This window comes from uncultured Thiohalocapsa sp., from assembly GCF_913063425.1.
Classification (GTDB): Bacteria; Pseudomonadota; Gammaproteobacteria; order Chromatiales; family Chromatiaceae; genus Thiohalocapsa.
In genome coordinates, this window is record NZ_CAJXYK010000032.1 from 16,414 (window position 1) to 36,626 (window position 20,213).

General features: G+C 69.7%; 13 protein-coding genes. 10 read left to right on the forward strand and 3 right to left on the reverse strand.

The features are described 5' to 3' along the window. Nucleotides 1-246 precede the first annotated feature (246 nt). Nucleotides 247-1,665: a dihydrolipoyl dehydrogenase gene (locus QZ607_RS16550; RefSeq protein ID WP_295884802.1), complete on the forward strand. Its 1,419-nt coding sequence runs from the start codon at nucleotides 247-249 to the stop codon at nucleotides 1,663-1,665. A gap of 38 nt (nucleotides 1,666-1,703) precedes the next feature. Here the strand turns inward: QZ607_RS16550 and QZ607_RS16555 are convergent, their stop codons facing one another. Then, nucleotides 1,704-4,007 carry a response regulator gene (locus QZ607_RS16555; protein WP_295884804.1) on the reverse strand — a complete coding sequence of 768 codons (2,304 nt, stop codon included), beginning with the start codon at nucleotides 4,005-4,007 and terminating at the stop codon, nucleotides 1,704-1,706. After that, nucleotides 4,004-4,537 carry a DUF2058 domain-containing protein gene (locus QZ607_RS16560; RefSeq protein WP_295884806.1) on the reverse strand — a complete coding sequence of 178 codons (534 nt, stop codon included), beginning with the start codon at nucleotides 4,535-4,537 and terminating at the stop codon, nucleotides 4,004-4,006. Before QZ607_RS16560 ends, QZ607_RS16555 begins: the two co-directional genes overlap by 4 nt. 246 nt (nucleotides 4,538-4,783) lie before the next feature. On the opposite strand from QZ607_RS16560, the gene QZ607_RS16565 reads away from it, so the two are divergent. The 8 genes from QZ607_RS16565 to QZ607_RS16600 all read left to right on the forward strand — a co-directional run bounded on the left by QZ607_RS16565 (nucleotide 4,784) and on the right by QZ607_RS16600 (nucleotide 16,116). Further along, entirely contained in the window at nucleotides 4,784-5,326 is a 543-nt protein-coding gene (locus tag QZ607_RS16565; RefSeq protein ID WP_295884808.1) for an OmpH family outer membrane protein, read from the forward strand. A 453-nt stretch (nucleotides 5,327-5,779) separates the two neighbouring features. After that, on the forward strand, nucleotides 5,780-6,016 hold the full coding sequence (locus QZ607_RS16570) for a YdcH family protein (protein ID WP_295884810.1): 237 nt from the start codon (nucleotides 5,780-5,782) through the stop codon (nucleotides 6,014-6,016). Nucleotides 6,017-6,403: 387 nt separating this feature from the next. Next, entirely contained in the window at nucleotides 6,404-8,221 is a 1,818-nt protein-coding gene (locus QZ607_RS16575) for an ABC transporter transmembrane domain-containing protein (RefSeq protein ID WP_295884812.1), read from the forward strand. A 349-nt stretch (nucleotides 8,222-8,570) separates the two neighbouring features. Then, nucleotides 8,571-12,140, forward strand: coding sequence for an ExeM/NucH family extracellular endonuclease (locus tag QZ607_RS16580; RefSeq protein ID WP_295884814.1), 3,570 nt, complete (start codon nucleotides 8,571-8,573; stop codon nucleotides 12,138-12,140). Nucleotides 12,141-12,208: 68 nt separating this feature from the next. Continuing rightward, nucleotides 12,209-12,769 (forward strand): hypothetical protein, encoded by a 561-nt coding sequence (locus tag QZ607_RS16585; RefSeq protein WP_295884817.1) that lies wholly within the window; start codon nucleotides 12,209-12,211, stop codon nucleotides 12,767-12,769. A gap of 216 nt (nucleotides 12,770-12,985) precedes the next feature. Beyond that, the gene (locus QZ607_RS16590) at nucleotides 12,986-13,666 is read left to right on the forward strand and encodes a PspA/IM30 family protein (RefSeq protein ID WP_295884819.1); all 681 of its coding nucleotides are present in this window, start codon (nucleotides 12,986-12,988) and stop codon (nucleotides 13,664-13,666) included. Next, nucleotides 13,656-15,200: a hypothetical protein gene (locus QZ607_RS16595; RefSeq protein ID WP_295884821.1), complete on the forward strand. Its 1,545-nt coding sequence runs from the start codon at nucleotides 13,656-13,658 to the stop codon at nucleotides 15,198-15,200. The genes QZ607_RS16590 and QZ607_RS16595 overlap by 11 nt, the downstream gene beginning before the upstream one ends. A gap of 208 nt (nucleotides 15,201-15,408) precedes the next feature. Beyond that, nucleotides 15,409-16,116, forward strand: coding sequence for a hypothetical protein (locus QZ607_RS16600; RefSeq protein WP_295884822.1), 708 nt, complete (start codon nucleotides 15,409-15,411; stop codon nucleotides 16,114-16,116). 75 nt (nucleotides 16,117-16,191) lie between these two features. On the opposite strand, the gene QZ607_RS16605 is transcribed toward QZ607_RS16600, so the two are convergent. Continuing rightward, on the reverse strand, nucleotides 16,192-18,150 hold the full coding sequence (locus QZ607_RS16605) for a sigma 54-interacting transcriptional regulator (RefSeq protein WP_295884824.1): 1,959 nt from the start codon (nucleotides 18,148-18,150) through the stop codon (nucleotides 16,192-16,194). Nucleotides 18,151-18,502: 352 nt separating this feature from the next. Here QZ607_RS16605 and QZ607_RS16610 point away from each other — a divergent pair, with 352 nt between their 5' ends. Then, nucleotides 18,503-20,002, forward strand: a complete 1,500-nt coding sequence (locus QZ607_RS16610; RefSeq protein ID WP_295884826.1) for a CmpA/NrtA family ABC transporter substrate-binding protein — start codon at nucleotides 18,503-18,505, stop codon at nucleotides 20,000-20,002. Nucleotides 20,003-20,213: the final 211 nt, after the last annotated feature.

The window sequence follows — 20,213 nt, forward strand, 5'->3', positions numbered from 1 at the left end:
GATCAGGCGGCACAGGATCAGACGGCACAGCAGGGCGTGCGGTGCCGGCGGCAACAGGCCAGCATAGCCGGCGTTCCCGACCCCACTTGCATCGGGGCGGCAAAAACGCTGCAAAATAGCGCAGCCCAAACGCGGTGTAAATCCTCTGCGCGGGGCCCAGCGGCGTTGTGGCCGGCATTGTGCCCGGCGTTGCCGACAACCGCCGGCGCCCCCGCCCCCGACAACACACCTTCAGGAGAGCATCAGGTGCAAGAAAGAAGCGTCGACGTGGCCATCATCGGCTCCGGCACCGCCGGCCTCAACGCCATGGCCCAGGTGCGCAAGGCCGGCAAGTCCTTCGTCCTCATCAACGGCGGCGAGCCCGGCACCACCTGCGCCCGGGTGGGGTGCATGCCATCGAAAGCGATGATCCAGGTGGCGGAGGACTACCACCGCCGCACGCACCTCGGCAAATACGGCATCGACGGCCACGAGGCGATGACGCTCGACATCCCCGAGGCCATGGAGCATGTGCAGGACCTGCGCGACATCTTCGTGGACCGGGTGCTCGGCAGCAGCACCGACGACATGCCGGAGGACCTGTTCATCCAGGACTACGCCCGCTTCCTGGAGCCGACGCTGCTGGCGGTGGGCCAGGGCGCAGACGCACAGCGCATCCGTGCCGGCGCCGTGGTCATCGCCACCGGCTCCACGCCCTTGGTGCCGGCGGCCTGGCGCGAGCTCGGCGAGCGGATCCTCACCACCGACACCCTGTTCGAGCTTGAAGACCTGCCCAGGTCCATCGCCGTGATCGGGCTCGGCACCATCGGCCTGGAGCTCGGGCAGAGCCTGCACCGGCTGGGGGTCGAGGTGACGGGCTTCGATCAGCAGACGCAGATCGCCGGGCTGCGCGACCCTGCCGTCAACGAGGCCGCCATCGCGCTGATGCAGAAGGAATTCCCGCTGCACCTGGGCGTCGCCGCCGAGATCGAAGCGGACGGCGACGGGCTGCGGGTGCGCGCCGGCGAGGCAGCAGTGAGCGTGGAGCGGGTGCTCGTGAGCATCGGCCGGGTACCGAACATCGCCCACCTGGCGCTGGAGAACCTGGGCGTCCCGCTGGACACCAGCGGTCTGCCGCCGTTCGCCCCCGACACCATGCAGGTGGCGGACCTGCCGGTGTTCATCGCCGGCGACGTCAACGGTCAGCGCCAGATCCTCCACGAGGCCGGGGACGAGGGCAAGATCGCGGGCTTCAACGCCGCCCGCGGCGAGGTCCGGGCCTTCCGCCGCAAGACACCGATGCACATCAACTTCTGCGACCCGAACATCTGCGCCGTCGGCGAGCGCTTCGACGCGCTGGAGCCCGCCACCACCGCCGTCGGCGAGATCAATCTCGCCCCCGTCGGCCGCGCGCTGATCATGGGTAAGAACCGCGGCGTGCTGCGCGTCTACGCCGACAAGGCCGACGGGCGCCTGCGCGGCATGGAGATGATCGGCCCCAAGGGCGAGCACCTCGCCCATCTCATGTGCTGGTGCATCCAGCAGGGCCTCAGCGTCGGCGAGCTGCTGCGCATGCCCTTCTACCACCCGGTGATCGAAGAGGCCCTGCAGGCGGCACTGTACGACGCCTACGGCAAGGTGCAGCAGAAGAACGAAGGACTGACGGAGCTTAAGATGATCCGGTGAGTCAGCGCGCGCCGGCGCAGGCCAGCCGCCGGGGCAGGCTAGCCGCCGGCGACCGGCAGCCAGCGGGCGAGGGTGTCGTACAGTGTGGCGCTCTTGAAGGGCTTGGCGATGTAGTCGTCCATGCCGGCAGCGAGGCAGGCGTCGCGGTCGCGCTCCATGGCGTTGGCGGTCATGGCGACGACGGGGAGGTGGCCGCCGCCCCCGGCGCGCTCGCGCTCGCGCAAGGCGCGGGTGGCGGAGAGGCCGTCCAGCACCGGCATCTGCACGTCCATGAGCACCAGGTCCCAGCCGCCCTTGGCGAGGCGCGCGAGCGCCGTCTCGCCGTTGTCGGCGAGACCCGCGTCGATGCCCACCTTGCCGAGCATGGACAGCGCCACCTGCTGGTTCACCGGGTTGTCCTCCACCAGCAGCACCCGCCCCTTGAGCGGCGGGCGGGGCGTGGTCGCCGGCGGCGCCTTGGCGTAGGCCGGCGTGGCACCGTAGAGCACCTGGTAGAGGGCGTCGCGCAGCACAGCGTAGCGCACGGGCTTGGCGATGCGCAGGGCAAAGGGGTCGGCGCCGTCCGTGGGCGGGCTCGCCACCGGCGAGCTCAGCAGCAGCAGCGGCAGATCGGCCCAATGGACATCGGCGTGGATGGCGCGGGCCAGGGCCTCGCCATCCATGCCCGGCATCTCCAGGTCCAGCAGCCCCAGGTCGAAGCGGACCGCGACCTGCGCCGCCTCGCGCAGCGCGGCCAGCGCCGCCGTCGCGTCGGCGGTGAGCACACAGTCCATGCCCCAGCCGTGCAGGTAGTGCTTGAGGATCTCGCGGTTGGTCTCGTTGTCGTCCACCACCAGGACGCGGCGGCCGTCGAGCCCGGCGTTGCACGGCAGCTCTGAGCCCACGGGCTGAAGCGCGAAGGGCAGCCGCACCCGAAACAGGGTGCCCTGCCCAGGGGCGCTGTCCACGTCGATGTCCCCGCCCATGAGCCGGGTCAGGCGCTTGGTGATGGCAAGTCCGAGCCCGGTGCCGCCGAAGCGCCGGGTCATGGAGCCGTCCGCCTGGCGGAAGGGCTCGAACAGTCGCGCGCGCTGCTCGGCGGTCATGCCGATGCCGCTGTCGCGCACCTCGAAGACCAGCTGCACACGGTTGTCGTGGCGCTCGGCCTCGCGCACCGTCAGCGCCACCTCGCCCCGCTCGGTGAACTTGACCGCATTGCCCATGAGATTGGACAGGATCTGCCGCAGCCGCGTCTGGTCGCCGATGACGCGCGTGGGCAGCTCCGGCGGGATGAAGCAGGTGAGCTCGAAATCGGCGTTCTGCACGTTGGCGGTGAACAGCGCCGTCACGTCCTCGGCGAGCGCCCGGATGTCAAAGGGGACCGACTCCAGGTCCAGCTTGCCGGCCTCGATCTTGGAGAAGTCGAGAATGGCATTGATGACGTTGAGGAGGCTCTCGCTCGAGGTGCGCGCCACCTCCACGAAGCCGCGCTGGCGGCTGTTGAGCTCGGACTGCGACAGCAGCTCGATCATGCCCAGCACGCCGTTCATGGGCGTGCGGATCTCGTGGCTCATGTTGGCGACGAACTCGCTCTTGGCGACGCTGGCGCTCTCCGCCTGCTCCTTCGCCGCCGCCAGCTCCTCGGCGATGCGCTTGCGCTCTTCGACCTCCTGCGTCAGCCGGGCGTTGAGCGCCCGCACCTGGTCCGACTCCTCGGTGAGGTCGGCCACCAGGTCCGCGTTGGCGTAGCGCAGCTCCAGGGCACTGCGCACGGTGCGGTGATGGGCACGCGCCGTCAGCAGCATGAAGGTGCCGAAAATGGCGATGAGTATGCCGAAGGTCAGCGCAAACTCGCCGCCGATGAGCGCCATCCGCAGCCCGAGCGGCAACAGGGCACCGAGCAGGTAGGGCACATAACTGCTGAGGCACGCAGCCAGGCTCGGGATGGCACCTGCCACCATGCCGGCGATCACGAAGGACAGGAAGACCTCGTCGGTAAACTCGGGCCAGGGCAGCACATAGGCGGACAGGCCCCAGCACAGACCTGTGGCACCGGCCCCCACCGCGAACAGCGCCGACCAGCCGGACACAGCGAGGCGCTCACGCTGCCGCCGGTACAGCAGCACCAGCAGGGCGCGCGCCGCCAGCACCGCCAGCAGGGCGCCGAGCCAGGCCCAGGCCAGCGACGCGGCATAGAAGTAGGAAACCGCCAGCGCGACGATGAGACCGTTGGCGGCGGAAACCACCAGCCCCACGGGCGCCTGGCTGTAGAGCAGCCCCACCAGGTCCGCCTGGATCCCCGCCTGGGATCGCGCGGCGGCCGGCGGCGCCGAAAACCGGTCCGTGACGGCGACTGAGCTCACCACATCAGGTCGTCCGGGACCTCGTAGTCGGCATAAGGGTCGTCCGGGTCGGCGCTGCCCGGCTTGTTCCAGACCACCAGGGTGGCGGGGTCCGTCGCCTCCACCCGTTCCGCCACCGCGGCGGGCACCAGCTCGTAGAAGTCGTCGTGCCGGACGATGGCGAGCTCGCCGTCGGCAATGGACTTCTGCTGCGCGCTCTTGACATAGAGCCGCTTCAGGGCCGAGCCGTCGGCAAAGTTGTAGGCGATATCGCCGCCGTCGCGGGAGACGCGGTTGTCGCGGACCTGCTGCCACAGGGCCACCAGCTCCGCCTTGCGCTGTCGCTCGGCCTCGCGCTGGCGGTTCAGCTCCTGGTCGCGGCGGCGCTTCTCGGCCGCCGCCTGTTGGGCGGCGGCACTGTGCTCGGCATCGGCGGCGGCCCGGCCGCCGCCGGCACGCTTCTGCTTGCGCTTCTTGCTCTTCGCCTGCTTCAGCTTCTGCTCGTCCACGAGCCCCGCCTTGAGCAGCTGATCCTGCAGCGAGTTGGCCATGTCGTCTGCCTCCGCAACCGCGGCCGGCGAGCGCCGCAGGCTGCGCACCGGGTCCGCCGAGAAACCATCGGCAGATTGTAGCCCAGCGCTGGGCCGGCTTGTCTGCCGCAGGCTGTCCCTCGCCGGGCACCGGCAGTAGAATCCGCGTCCGGGCGGGAGCAAGCCTCCGCTCCCCGGCCGCCGTCCACCCAGTGCCAGCGTCCCAGCGGCCCCCTGTCAGGGCCACCGTCAAGGAGACTCATCACCATGCACCGCCTCCCTGTCCGCCTGCTCATCACCGGCCTCGTCGGCCTGCTGCCCGCGCTCGGGCCGGCCCCCGCCGCGGCCGAGGGCATCGGCTTCGTCAACATGGAGCGGGTGTTCGCGCAGAGTCCGCAGGGGCAGGCGGCCCAGGAGCGGCTCAATGCGGAGTTCGGCGAGGAGCAGCAGACCTTCGCCCGGCGCGAGCAGGAGATCCGCCAGATGCAGGCCCGCCTGGAGCGCGACAAGCCGCTCATGAGCAAGGCGCAGCTGGAAAAGAAGGAGAACGAGATCAAGGAGCTGATTGCGGCATTCGAAGCGGACTTCGCGAAGATCCAGGAGCAGGTGGCCGAGATCCAGCGCGAGGAGGGCCAGAAGCTGCTGGAGCCGGCGCAGGAGGCCATCGCGACGGTCGCCAAGGCGCGGAACATCTCCGCCGTGTTCGAGATCGGCTCCTTCGATCCGAATCGCGCCGGCATGCTCTACTTCGAAGAGGGCGCCGAGGTGGACCTCACACAGGCGGTCATCGACGCCCTCAACGCTGACTGAACGCTGACTGACCGCGGACCCGGTCGCCCCCGCCTACCCCGGCGCCGGCAACGCACCCCGGCGCCACCCCCGGTCGTCTCATCGCACCTGTGTGCATGCACGCCTGCATACAGGTGTCGCCACGTCGCCCAACCGCGCCGCCGGCCCCGACACGGGGCCGCCGCCGGAACCCCTGCTGTCGCCCCACCACTGCCGTTTGTGGTGCAGAACGGACACTTCCATAACCCAGGTCATCCCGGCGCATCGCTGCGTGGTTCTGGTGACATGAACGCTGGTTTACAATCGAGGGGCAGCCTGGCTGAACACGGCGCATCGGGCGCCGGTGCGAGGTCTGCGGTACCAAACCCATGCACGCGCCGACCCGGCAACGGCGCGTGCGCAACGGACCCGAACCTGCTCCCGGGGCAACCACAGCGCCGTTCGCGGCGCGCTGCTGCGGAGGACGATGACCCGATGCTCGGCGAGAAACATGACTTGGTCCACGAGTTCCCGGAGCTCGAAGGCAAAATCGAATCCATGCGCGAATCCGACACGGCATTTGCGGCCCTGATGAACCAGTACGACGACCTCGATGCCCGCGTCCGCAAGATCGAGGAGCTCGGCACCCCGGTGGCCGACGAGACCATCGAAGACCTGAAGAAGGAACGCCTGCTGCTCAAGGACAAGCTCTACGCCCTGCTGCGACCCTGAGCCCGCCCCTACTGAGCGCGATCAGCTGCGGGCAATCAGCTGCGCGCGATCAGCCGGACAGCCTCTGGAACGCGGGCTGAGGCAGGACCACGCGCAGAGCGGCAGCCAGGACAGACCGCCATCCGGACGCGGCTGCTGTTCCAAGGTTGTATGCGCAGGCTCCATTACGGGTCCCGCCGTTGACGCGACCCCGCCGGCGCTGCCGAAAAACGCAGCGCTCGCGGGAGCCAACCCCGGATGCAGGTGGCCCGGGCCGACCCGCGCAGCCCGCTGACTGCCCGGCAGGCCTTGTGTCTGCTTGATCCGAGCCGCACGGCGTCCATCTGACAGCGCAACTCTTCCCGGGGCGCGGCTGTCCCGGCCTCGCCGCCGAACGAATTCGCCCCGATGCCCCCACCCGGCACCGCCGCCCACACAGGCTCCGACACCGCCGAGCGCGCGCGCTCCCGCCACCTGGGCCCCCTGTTCCGGCTGCTCGGCTTCACCTGGCCCTACCGCCGGCGGCTGGCGCTCGCGCTGGCCGCACTGGTGCTGGCGGCGCTGTCGCTGTTGGCCTTCGGTCAGGTGATCCGCGCCGTCGTCGACCGCGGACTCGCCACCGGCTCGCCGCAGGCGCTGAACCTGGCGCTGGCGCTGTTCCTGGGCGTGGTGCTGCTGTTCGCCGCGTCGGTCACCCTGCGCAGCTATCTGCTCAACTGGCTCGGCGAGCGGGTGGTGGCCGACATCCGCCGGGCCGTCTTCAACCGGGCGCTGGCGCTGGACGTGGGCTTCTACGAAACCACCCGCACCGGCGAGCTCATTGCCCGCCTCACCAGCGACACGGCTCTGCTGCAGCTGGTTGTAGGCTCCACGCTGGCCATGGGGCTGCGCAGCGCCATCCTCGCCGCGGGCGGGCTGGTGATGCTGGCGGTCACCAGCCCAACGCTCACCGCCCTGGTGCTGCTGGGCGTGCCCTTCGTGATCCTGCCCACCTGGCTCATCGGGTACCGGGTGCGTCGCCTCTCGCGTGAGAGTCAGGACCGCATCGGCGACATCGGGGCCTATGTGGATGAGACGCTGCACGCCATCCGCACCGTCCAGGCGAGCTGCCACGAGCCCGTGGATGCCGCCCGCTACGGCGGGCGCGTGGAAGCGGCCTTCACCACCGCCATGCAGCGCTCCCGCGCCTCGGCCCTGCTCACCGGGGTGGCGAGCCTGCTCTCCTTCGGCGCCGTCGGCACCGTGCTCTGGCTCGGCGGGCATGCCGTGCTCGCGGGCGACATCAGCGGCGGCGAGCTGTCGGCCTTTCTGTTCTATGCCGTGCTGATGGCGGGCTCCCTCGGCTCGCTGAGCGAGATCCTGGGGCAGCTGCTGCGCGGGGCGGGCGCGGCGGAGCGGCTGATGGAGCTGCTCATCACTGAGCCCGCCATTCAGCCACCGGCGCAACCGAGCGCCCTGCCCGTGCGCATCCGGGGGCATATCCGCGCCGAGGGCGTGACCTTCCGCTATCCGGCCAGGCCCGAGACGCCGGCGCTCGCAGCGCTGAACCTGGACATCGCCCCCGGCGAGCGGGTGGCTCTGGTGGGACCGTCCGGTGCCGGCAAGTCCACGCTGTTCCATCTGCTGCTGCGCTTCTACGACCCGCAACAGGGCCGGCTCACCTTCGACGGCGTGGACCTGCGGGCGCTGGACCCGGCGGAGCTGCGCCGGCACATCGCCGTGGTGCCCCAGGACCCGGTGATCTTCGGCGCCTCGGCGGCGGAGAACATCCGCTACGGCACCGCGGAAGCCAGCGATGCGCAGGTGCGCGCGGCGGCGGTCGCTGCCCATGCGGACAGCTTCATCGAGCGGCTGCCGCAGGGCTACGACACCTTCGTCGGCGAGCGCGGCGTGCGCCTGTCCGGCGGCGAGCGCCAGCGCATCGCCATCGCCCGCGCCATCCTGCGCGACCCGGCGCTGCTGCTGCTGGACGAGGCCACCAGCGCGCTCGACGCCGAGAGCGAGCGCCTGGTGCAGGATGCCCTCTCTCACCTGATGATCGGGCGCACCAGCATCGTCATCGCCCATCGCCTTGCGACCGTGCGCGAGGCCGATCGCATTCTGGTGCTGGACCAGGGCCGCGTCGTCGCCCAGGGCCGCCACGCGCAGCTCCTCGCCCAGGGTGGACTCTATGCCCGCCTGGCGGCGCTGCAGTTCCAGGATCTGCCGGCGGCGGCCGTGGGCTGAGCGCGACACCCGGCGGACCCCCACCGCGTTCACGCCATGTGAACGTCATCTGACATTCACGCTATCGTCACCGCACCGTTCCGGAAGCTTCATCTGGAGGTCGCCTGCGGCTGCAAGACTAGCCGGCGACGGCACTCGAGGCCCGGCCCGAATCCCACCGCAGCCCCATCAGCTGCGGCCGGCGACAGACAGCCGCGTCGCAGCCCCAGCCGGCGCATACGGCTGCGCGCGCGGCCCACGGGCTTGGATGCGGCACAAGCGAGCTTGTGCGCGCTCCGGCACACCGCTCGCCGCCGCCTCAGTCTGCGCGCCGCCGCCAGGGCCAAGCGCCAACCCGGCACAATCCTGAATGCAAGGTGACTCGATGCATCTCGGTAATCCAATCCCCGCAGCACTGCTGTGTGCGGCCCTCATGGGCAGCGCCTCCGCCGCTTCGGCCGTGGACATCGCCGGTGAAGACTTCACGGGCCAGGACGGGAAGGGCGCGGTCGGACCTGACCCGACCATCGATCTGGCGGGCGTGCCCTGGAGCATCGACGTTTCCAGCGCCGACCTGACCGCTTCGAGCGACTGGCTCCAGGTCCAGGCAGAAGCCCTGGAGGGCAGAGACCTGGACGGCGCAGCGCTGTGGCTGTCGCCAGCCTACGACATCAGCGGTTACGTCAACGTGGCGCTCGGCATCACGGTCTCGGAAGCAGGCGACCACGAAGCCGCCGACTACGTGGACGTCGAGTACCGGGTCGACGGCGGGGCCTGGGTCTTGATCGCCGACTGGAACGGCCTCGGCAGTGCCGACCACAGCTTCATCGGCGATGTGCCCGACGATGGCGATTGGGGCAGCGAGCGGGTCATCCAGAGCATCGGCACCGGCTCCACGCTGGAGCTGCGGGTGACCATGCAGAACAATGCTGGAAGCGAGTATCTGCGCATCGACGACATCGTCATCAGCGGCGACCCGTCGGACGGCGCGGACACCACACCCCCGGCGATCCTCGCATCCGCGCCCGCCGACACCGCCACCGGCGTGCCGACGGACCTCGCCGCCATCGTCGTGGACTTCAACGAGCCGCTGGACACCACCGCGTCCACGGCCGGCAACGTCACCGTGCAATGCCCCGCGGGCACGGGCTCGCGGGTGGCCGCCGCCGGCTTCGACGACGCCGACACCCTGACCGTCGGCCTGGACGGCAGCCTGCCCGAGGGCACCCTCTGCACCCTGACCGTCCCGGCAGGAGACATCAAGGACCTCGCCGGCAATGCGACGACGACGGACCTCGGCATCGCCTTCGAGACCTACGCAGCGCCGACGCTGCCCTTCGCCGAGACCTTCGACGACTGCGGCCTCGCCGGCTGGACCATCTACAGCATCGATGCGGACACCGCCAACACCTGGACCTGCGGCGGCGGCTATGTGGAGGCCAACGCCTTCGGCGCCGCCGCGGCGGGCAACGACTGGCTCATCACGCCGCCGCTGGACCTGAGCGGCGCCACCGACCCGGCGCTCAGCTTCAAAAGCTACACGGGCTTCACCGACGCCGACTATCCGCAGCTCGCGGTCTACTACGCCACCGACTACAGCGGCGGCGACCCCGCGGGCGCCACCTGGAACGCCCTCGGCGGCATCGACTACGCCCCCGAGAACGACTTCTCCTGGGCCGACTCCGGCAGCGTCGACCTGTCCGCTCTGGACGATGTCACCGTGCACATCGCCTTCGTCTACACCTCCTCCGGCACCGGCGCCGGCACCAGCACCCGCTGGCGCATCGACGACGTGCAGGTGCAGGAGGCCACACCGCCGGTGGCGAGCAGCTGCGGCGCGGACGGCGCGACACCGATCCACGCGGTGCAGGGCGCCGGCAGCGTGAGCCCGCTGGAGGGCCAGACGGTGAGCATCGAGGGCGTCGTCGTGGGCGACTTCCAGGCCACCGACGGCACCGGGCTGCGCGGCTTCTTCGTGCAGGAAGAAGACGCCGACGCGGACACCGACCCGGCGACCTCCGAGGGCATCTACGTCTACGACAACGGCTTCGGCGTGGACGTGATGGTGGGCGACATCGTGCGGGTCAGCGGCACGGTGGTCGAGTTCCCGTCCGAGGACAAGCCGGACGCACTCACCGAGATCGGCTCCGTCACCGACGTTCAGATCTGCACCGACCTCACCGGCACCGCCACCGCAGCGCGCCTGGAGCTGCCGCTGCCCAACGATCAGGCCACCGACCTGGAGCCGCTGGAGGGCATGGCCGTGGACATCGTCGAGGCCGCCGATGCCGACGCGGCAGACGATGCGCTGACGCTGGTGGAGTACTTCAACCTCGACCGCTTCGGCCAGATCCGCGTCGCCGCCGGCGGTCGCCCGCTGCAGTACACGCTGGACAACGCGCCGGACATTGCCGGCTACACGGCGCATCTGCTTGAAATGGAGCAGCGCACCCTGCTCATCGACGACGGCCGCAGCGGGCAGAACCTGGACCCCATCTTCTTCGGCCGCGGCGGCATGCCGCTTGACGTCACCCTGGACCCGCCGAACCTGCTGCGCGGCGGCGACACCGTGGACGTGATCCACGGCGTCATGCACTTCGACTTCGGCGACTACCGCGTCCAGCCGGTGAGCTCCCCCAACTTCGTCGCCGCCAACCCGCGGCCCACCGCGCCGCCGGCGGTGGCAGGCGCGCTCAGGGTGGCGAGCTTCAATGTGCTGAACTACTTCCAGCAGCTCGACGACGGCACCGCCAAGTGCGGCCCGCCCGAGAACCTTCAGGAATGCCGCGGCGCCGACGAAGGCCCCGTGGACAGCCTCGGCCGCAACGAGCGCGATCGCCAGGAGGCCAAGCTCATCCCGGCCCTGCTCGCGCTCGATGCGCACATCTACGGCCTCATGGAGCTGGAGAACGACTTCGGCAGCGGCACCACCACGTCGGCGGAGCGCCTGGCGCAGCTGATGGACGCCGCCAACGGCACCACTGCCCCGCAGACGAGCTGCACCGACTACGAGGCCATCGCCCCGGAGACCTATGTGGGCACCGATGTCATCGCCGTGGGCTTCGTCTACTGCGCCGCCGGCGTGGAGCCCGCGCCGGGCACGACGGTGGAGGTCCTGGATGACAGCGACCTGCCCGCGCTCGGCCTCGGCGGCCTGGCGCCGCTGTTCGACGGCAACTCCACCAACCGCGCGTCCCTGGCGGCGAGCTTCCGGGAGCTGGCCAGCGGCGCGGTGCTGACCGTCGCCGTCAACCACTTCAAGTCCAAGGGCGGCCCCCGCGACCCGGCGGTGCTCGACTGCGACGCCACCCCGGAGGACCCGGACTGCGATCAGGGCGACGGCGCCGGCTTCTGGAACCAGCGCCGCACCGACGCGGCCACCGCGCTCGCCAGCTGGCTCGCGACGGACCCGACGGGCGCCGGCGACGCGGACTACCTGATCCTCGGCGACCTCAATGCCTACGCCGCGGAGGACCCCATCGCGACCCTGGAAGCCGCCGGCTGGGAGAATCTGATCGCCACCCGCGGCGATGCCGCGTCCTACTCCTTCCTGTTCGACGCCCAGCTCGGCTATCTGGACTATGTCATGGCCAATGCACCGCTGGCCGCTCAGGTGGCCGGCATCGCAGAGTGGCACATCAATGCCGACGAGCCCGATGCGCTGGACTACGACATCAGCTTCAACCCGGAGCAGTGGCTCGCGGAGGACGAATTCCGCACCTCGGACCACGACCCCGTCATCGTCGGCCTCAACCTCACCCCGCCGGCGAGCCCCGGTGACCTCAATGGCGACGGTCAGGTCGACGGCGCCGACTTCAGCCTGTTCCGGCAGGCCCTCGGCAGCCGAGCGGGCGATCCGCGCTGGAACCCGGCGGCCGACTACGACAACGACGGCGTGGTCAGCTACCGCGACTACGTCATCTGGTACGGCTATCTGTAACCGGCCGGCGGCTGGCGCCCTGCCGACGCGTCAGCCGCTGAGCACAACGCAACCAAGGTTCAAACGCCATGCGCATCTCCCCTCTGAGCGCCATGCTCGTCATGGTCGCTGCATTCGTGGCGCAGCCCGCCGGCGCCTTTCAGATCTCACTGGCGCCGCCGCTGAGGCCGATCACGGTGGGTGACAGCTTCAAGGTGCTGGTGAGCGCGGAGGATCTCTTCGCCGGGCGTGCCGGGGATTCGCTCCTCGCCTACGCCTTTGATGTCGAGACCGCCGGCGCGGCGTCCTTCGACGCTGCAACCGTTGCAACCGCCCAGGGCTTCGCCGACGACTCCGGCCTGACCGGCCTTGACGTCTCCGCCTCGGCCTTTCCCGGGTTCGCCGATCCCGGCGGCACCACGGACCTGCTGCTCTCGGAGCTGACGCTGACGGCGCTCACCGTCGGTCCCTTCGCTCTGACCGTGAGCGCTGATGCGGCCGATCCCTTCCAGGGCCTGTTCTTCCTCGTGGACGGCCAGGCCGGCTTCAGCGAGACCGTGCCGATTCCGGTTCAGGCCGCCCCCAGCCCCGGGACTGTGCTGCTGCTCGGGGTGGGGCTTGCGGCACTGGTGCGCCGACGCCCTGGCTGATTCGGCTGCACCGGCGCCATCGGCGGCGCCTCTGCCGTCCGTGCATCTGATGCACATCGACATACATCCAGTGTGTGTCGATTTGGGCGACATGCAGTGGCTGCACCCGCGGCTGTCCGCCAAGTTTCTATCTTTGAAGCGCTTCTCGAAAAGGCCCACATCGGCATGACGCTTGATAGACATGCGTTGCCTTTCCCCGAAACAGAGGAGCAACGCATGTCCATCTTCAAGCGCCTTTCTGCCACGCTGTCCGCCCAGGTGGACCAGCTGGTGGGTGAGATCGAGAACCACGACGCCGTCATCGAGGCCGGCATCCACGATGCCCGCCGGGCCTATGCCACCGCCAAGGTCCGCCTGGCGCGGCTGCAAGCCGACGGCCAGCGGCTGCGCGAGCGCCGCGACGGCCTGCGCGCGGAGGCCGACACCTGGCGCCGCCGCGCCGCCGGCTGCGCGGAGGAGGCCCGCGGGCTCGAATGCCTGCGCCGGGCGAAGCGCGCCGACGCCGAGGCCGATGCGCTGACCCGCACCCTGGCCCAGCACGACACCACCACCGCACGCCTGAGCACCGACGTGGACGGCCTGCGCCGCCGCGTCCAAGCCCTGGAGCATCGCCGCAGGCTCATGCGCAGTCGCGCCGCCGGCGCCGACGCCGCCGCCCGGCTCGCGGACCTGGACGCATCCCCCGCGCTGGACCTGGACGACACCTTCGAGCGCTGGGAGATCCGCATCGCGGAGCAGGAAGTGCGTGCCGTCCCGGACGACCACATGGACGACGGCTTTGCCGCGGCCTTCGACGCGGATGAAGCAGACACCGCACTGCGCGCCGAGCTGGCCGCACTGAAGGGCGCCGCGGGCAACGCCGCCGGGCAGGGCCGGGAGGACGACCATGCGCGCTGATCTCGCCACCGACGACCTGACGCTGGACTGGCCCGCGGATCCCGCTCCCGCGATGCCCCATCGGCTGCGTGCCCCAGACACCCGTGCCGCTCACGCCCATACCCTTGACCCCAAGGCCCTTGAACCCAAGGCCCTTGACCCGAGGGACCTTGACCCCAGCCCCGTTGACTCCGGTGCCTTGGAACAAGGCGCTGCCGACGGCCACGCCATCACCGCTCAAGGCGCACAGGCCACCGGCCGCGACGCGGCGCCCATCCCGGCGGAGACCAACCTGCCGCTGTCGGCGCTGCTGCGGGGCCTGGGCGCCCTGGTGGTCACCGGCGCCTTCGTGCTCTATCTGTTCCAGGGCTGGCGCGGCGGCGACGACCTGACCCGGGCGCTGCTGCTGCTCGGGCACACCGTCGCGCTGACGCTGGCGGGCTTCGGGCTCGGGCACTGGCTGCGGGAGCCCCGCGGCGCGCGACTCTTCATTGCGCTGGCGCTGGCGGCCATGCCCGTGAGCTTCGCCTTCCTGGGCGGGCTCCTCTACAGCCACCTCGGCAGTGTCATGCCGGACCCGGCCGCCGCCGGCTTCTGGCAGCCGGCGCCGGACGGCGCGCTCGCCCTGGGGCCGGTGCTGCTGCTGACGCTGACGGCGACAGCGGTGCTGGCGCTTGCCATCGGCATCGGCTTTCTGGTGCTGGCGCGGCGCTCGGCGTGGCGCCTGACCGGGCTCTATCTGCTCGCCAACCTCGCGCTGCTGGTGCCGGTGCGCCATGGTCTCGCGGTGCCGGTGCTGCTGCTCGGGCTCGCGCTGGCGCTGTCGGCCGCGGCGGTGCGGCTGCGCCGGGCCGATGCCTCCCTGGCAACGACGGAGGGTCGCTTCGCGCGACTGGTGCTGGCGCTGCCGCTGCTGCTCATGACCGGCCGCAGCCTGTGGCTGTACGCGCCGGATGCGCTCTTCTTCGCGGTGCTCGCGTTGCTGGGCCATGGCGCGCTGCGCATGGCCATGGATGCAGGCGCGCGGTGGCCGCGGCTGCTGGAGAGCGCGGCAGCCGCGACGGCCATGGTCGCCGCGGGCTGCGTGCTCCTGACGCTGGCGCCGCTCGCCGCCCTCGCAGATGCGGCGAAGCTGCCCATCGCCACACTGGTCTTGGCGGGGCTGCTGCTGGACCTGGGCAACCGTCCGGGCCACACCGGAGCAGCCTACCGACCGACGGCAGCCGCACTGTTGGCGCTCGCCATGGCCCTGAACCTGGCCATCCACGGCGGCCTCGGCCCAGCCGTCGGCGCCATCGCCGCCGGCATCGGCACCCTCGCGGCGGGCTACTGGCTGCGCAGCCGCGGGCTGTTCCTGCTCGGCATGGCCGTCGCGGTGCTGGGGCTCGGCTATGCCGGCGAGGCCGCCCTTGCGAATTTCACCATCGGCACCTGGACCGGGCTCGTGCTCCTCGGCAGCGCCAGCATCGTCGCCGGCTCCCTGCTGGAGCGCCACGGCACGGCGCTGCGCGCCCTGTTGGCCCGGGGCAGACGCCACTTCGACAGCGTCGGCTGAACGCAGAGACGCGGCGGGCAGGGATGCCCGCCCAAATTCTCGGTGACAATTTTTGGGGACAGTGTATTGAACCCTCGCCCTCCGGTCAGCGCACGCCGCGTACACCGAAAGTGCATCCACTCAGGCCGCCATCACGTCGGCGTTGATATACTGTCAGCGGCCGGCCCCGCCGCCGGCGGCGACAGCAAGCCCGGAATCGGTACCCCTCATGGCGTTGGCAGAAGAAGACATCCAGTTCATCAAGGACCACCTGGCGGTGTGGCTGGCGGAGCAGAGCCTCGGTAAGCCGCCGGCGGTGTACGAGATCGAGCTGCGCGAGCGCATGGTGCGGGTGGAAGAAGAGCTGCGCCACCAGCGCGAGCTGATGCGCGAGGGCTTTGCCCAGATCGACAAGCGCCTTGAGCAGGTGGATAAGCGCTTCGAGCAGGTCGACAAACGCTTCGAGCAGGTGGACCAGCGTTTCGAAGAGACTCAGGCGTTCATGGAGAAGCGCTTCGCGCAGGTGGACAAGCGTTTCGAAGAGACTCAGGCGTTCATGGAGAAGCGCTTCGCGCAGGTGGACAAGCGCTTCGAGGACATGCAGACGGCCATGGGCAAGCGCTTCGAGGACGCGCAGGCCGCCATGGACAAGCGCTTCGCGCAGGTCGATAAGCGTTTCGAAGACATCCAGGCGTCCGCGGACAAGCGCTTCGAGAGCATGCAGACATCCATGGATAAACGCTTTGAGGAGATGCAGACCTCCATGGATAAGCGCTTCTGGGACATGCAGTCATACATGGACAAACGCTTCGACGCCGGCCAGCAGGATATCCGCGAGCTGCAGCAGCGCATGGACCGCTTCCTGGTCTGGTCCTTCGGCACCACCGTCGCCGTCGGCGGACTGGTGGTCACCTTGATCAAGTTCTGGAATCCCTGACGCGCCGGACACAGCCCCCGAGCGCTGCCGGCACCAAAGGCGCAGCACAGGGTCCACAGCGGAGCATCCGCGACCTCAGTCCGATGCCCGCCGCCGCGACGGCTTCTCGATGCCCAACCGCTTGATGCGCGAGGCGAGCGTCGTGGGCTTGAGCCCGAGCCGCTCAGCCGCCCCGCCCGCACCGAACACCTTGCCGCCGCTGGCCTCCAGGGCGGCGACGATCATCGCCCGCTCCTGGGCACGGCGCTCGGCCTCGGTGCTGGGCGCCGCGGCGGTGCCTGCCGGCAGCGGCTGTGGCTGCGGGTCCGGCAGCGGCACCCCCCTCCCCGGCAGGTCGATGACCAGCTTGTGACCGGTCGAAACGATCAGCGCGCGCTCAATCAGATTCTCGAGCTCCCGCACGTTACCGGGCCAGTGGTAAGCCTGCAGCCGCTCCACATCGGCGCGGGAGAGCTGCAAGCCGTCGCGGCCGTGGCGGCGGCTGACCTTGGCGAGAAAATGCGCCGCGAGCAGCGGGATGTCCTCCGGGCGCTCGCGCAGGGGCACGGACTCGATGGGGAAGACGTTGAGGCGATAGAACAGGTCTTCCCGGAAGCGCCCGGCGGCGACCTCTTCCTCCAGCCGGCGATTGGTGGCAGCCACCACGCGCACGTCCACGCTGCGGGTGCGGGTGTCGCCCACGCGCTCGAACTGGCCCTCCTGCAGCACCCGCAGCAGCTTGCCCTGGAGCTCCACCGGGATCTCGCCGATCTCGTCCAGGAAGAGCGTACCGCGGTCGGCGAGCTCGAAGCGCCCCACCCGGTCCGCCACGGCGCCGGTGAAGGCGCCGCGCACATGGCCGAAGAACTCGCTCTCGAACAGATCCGCCGGCACCGCAGCGCAGTTGACGCGAATCAGCGGCCGGTCGCCGCGGCGCCCGGCGCCGTGGATGGCCCGGGCGATGAGCTCCTTGCCGGTGCCGGACTCGCCGGTGATGAGCACGGGCGCCTCCGTCGGCGCCACCAGCTCGATCTTGCGCACCACCTCCCGCACCGCACGCGAGCGGCCGACGATCTCGCGGTAATTGGTCTCCTCTTTCAGCTCCTGCTGCAGGTAGTCGTTCTCCAGCTCCAGGCGGTGCTTGAGCTGCGTGAGCTCCGCCATGGCGCCGCGCAGGCGCTCCTCGGCATCGCGGCGGTCGCTGATGTCGCGAAAGACGATGACGGCCCCGACGATGCGGCCGCGATCGACAATGGGGGTGCTGGTGTACTCCACCGGGAAGCTGCTGCCGTCCTTGCGCCAGAACACTTCGTCATCGCGGCGCTGCACGGCCCCCTCGCGGAAGGCGCCGTAGATAGGGCAGGCCTCGGCGGCGTAGCCGCTGCCGTCGGGATGGCTGTGATGGATGGCGGCATGCATGCCGCGGCCCACCAGCTCGCCCGCCGTATAGCCAAGCATGCGCTCGGCGGCGGGATTCACGAAGGTGGTGATGCCGTCGGCGTCCACGCCGTAGATGCCCTCGCCCGCCGCACGCAGGATGAGCTGGTTGTCCGACTCGATGTCCGCGAAGAGGCGCTCCACCCGCCGCCACTCCGAGAGCCCACTGCGCAGATAGGCACCGGCATCGGCATGCAGCTCGCGCCGCCGGACGGTGGCGAGGTCGCGCGCGGTGATCAGCAGCAGCGGGCGGTCGTCGAGCACCACGCGGCGGGCGTTGTACTCCACCGCCAGCCGGGAGCCGTCCGGCAGCTCGCAGCTGAGGCTGTCGGTCCAGGCCTCGCCGCGCTCCAGCACCGCATCCGTGAACACCACCAGGGCACCTCGCTCGCCGCTGTGCAGGGCGCTCGGCGACAGCGCCAACAGCGCCGCGCGCGCGCGCCGGAGCATCGCACAGGCCGCAAGGTTCACCTCCACCATGCGGTCCGCAAAGGGGTCCCAGAGGAGCTGCGCATCCGGGTGCTCAGCAAAGAGCGCGCGGAAGCCCTCGGGACTCAGAGCGGGGGCTGCATGCGGCGCGAGCTCGAGCACGCGGGCAGCGTCGGCGGGTGGTGTCATGAGCTACGCAATTTCGTTGTACGGCAACGCGATCTCGTAGTCTACGAGACTTCGTAGTGGTTCTCAGCCCAACTGGCGCGGGCAACAGCCGGAAACACCGGACTCAGCGGCATCACGCCTTGTGGCACGCCAATTGCTTGCTACGGATTTGAGTCAACTCTCGCTCGCGGCAGCGGCCGCGAACGCATTGCTGCGACGCACAACCGGGGCGGAAGCACGGACCGGTCGCATCCCGCAGGGCAGGCGGGTGCCGCACGACGGATTCAATCCGCACGCCGCCAAGCGAGCCCTGCGCCGCCGCACAGATGGCGTCGGGCCGCAGCAACAGCACATCGCAACCAAGGGGAAAACGATGTCGTACCGAAGCCTGGGCAATCCCTTCGATGCCAACACCGACCTCCAGCATGGGCCGGCCTGCAACTGCCCCATCTGCGTCTTCAAGCGCGAAGAGGCGGCCTCCTCCTACGAATGCACCGAGTCCGAGATGACGGAGCGCCTGGAGCGCGCCGTCTTCGACGACGCCGCCACCGACACCGGCGCTGCGTCTCCCGCGCTCGCCGCCGCCGGTGCGGCCAAGCGCGAAACCTTCGAGACCTCCGACGACATCATGGACCGCGCCATCGAGAGCGCCATCGTCCGCGGCGTCTTCGGCCACAACGACATGAGCCGCCGGCAGTTCCTGGGCCTCGTCGGCGGCGGCACGCTGGCCTCCATCCTCGGCACCATGCTGCCCATGGACAAGATCAAGGCCGCCGCCAAGGAGGAGATGGGCGCGCTCGAGAAGGCCAAGCTCAAGGTCGGCTTCGTGCCCATCACCTGCGCCACGCCCATCATCATGGCGCACCCCCTCGGCTTCTACGAGAAGTACGGGCTGGACGTGGACGTGATCAAGACCGCCGGCTGGGCCGTCGCCCGCGACAAGTCCCTGTCCGGTGAGTACGACGCCTCGCACATGCTCACGCCCATGCCGCTCGCCATGACCATGGGGGCAGGCTCCACCGCGGTGCCCTACCGCATGCCGGCGGTGGAGAACATCAACGGCCAGGCGATCGTGCTGCACAACGACCACAAGGACAAGCGCGACCCGAAGGACTGGAAGGGCTTCAAGTTCGGCGTGCCCTTCGACTACAGCATGCACAACTTCCTGCTGCGCTATTACGTCGCCGAGCACGGCCTGGACCCAGACCAGGACATCCAGATCCGCGTGGTGCCGCCACCGGAGATGGTCGCCAACCTGCGCGCCGGCAATCTGGACGGCTTCCTGTCGCCTGACCCGTTCAACCAGCGCGCGGTCTGGGAGAAGGTGGGCTTCATCCACATCCTGACCAAGGACATCTGGCCCGGTCATCCCTGCTGCGCGTTCGCATGCTCCGACGAGTTCGCCGAGACCATGCCGAACACCTACTCGGCGCTGCTCAAGTCCATCATCGATGCGACGCACTACTCGCAGAAGGCGGAGAACCGCAAAGAGATCTCAGAGGCCATCGCGCCGAAGAACTATCTCAACCAGCCGGTGCCTGTCATCGAGCAGGTGCTGACGGGCCGCTTCGCCGACGGGCTCGGCAATGTGCAGGACGTGCCGGACCGCATCGACTTCGACCCCTTCCCGTGGCATTCCATGGCCGTGTGGATCCTGACGCAGATGAAGCGCTGGGGCTATGTCGAAGGCGACATCGACTACAAGGGTATCGCCGAGCAGGTCTATCTGGCCTCCGACGCTGCGAAGTATATGCAGGAGCTCGGCTACGAGCCGCCGGACAAGACCTACGAGAATTACACCATCATGGGCAAGGAGTTCGATTGGACCAAGCCCGAGGAGTACATCGCGAGCTTCGACATCAAGCGGACCTGATCCGCGCGGACGTCATCTTCCGATAAGGCTCTGCAAGCAGGTATGCAGGGCCAGCCCCGACCTTGGCCATGGACGGCCAGGCGTCGGTACTCCCCCGTTGATTCATCCCGTCGCGATTGCAAATGAAATCGGCAAAGCGATCGGTATTAACCACAGTTTTGCGCACGACCAGCTGACACCATACTGAAAGGCATGTGAGCGACCCGCACCT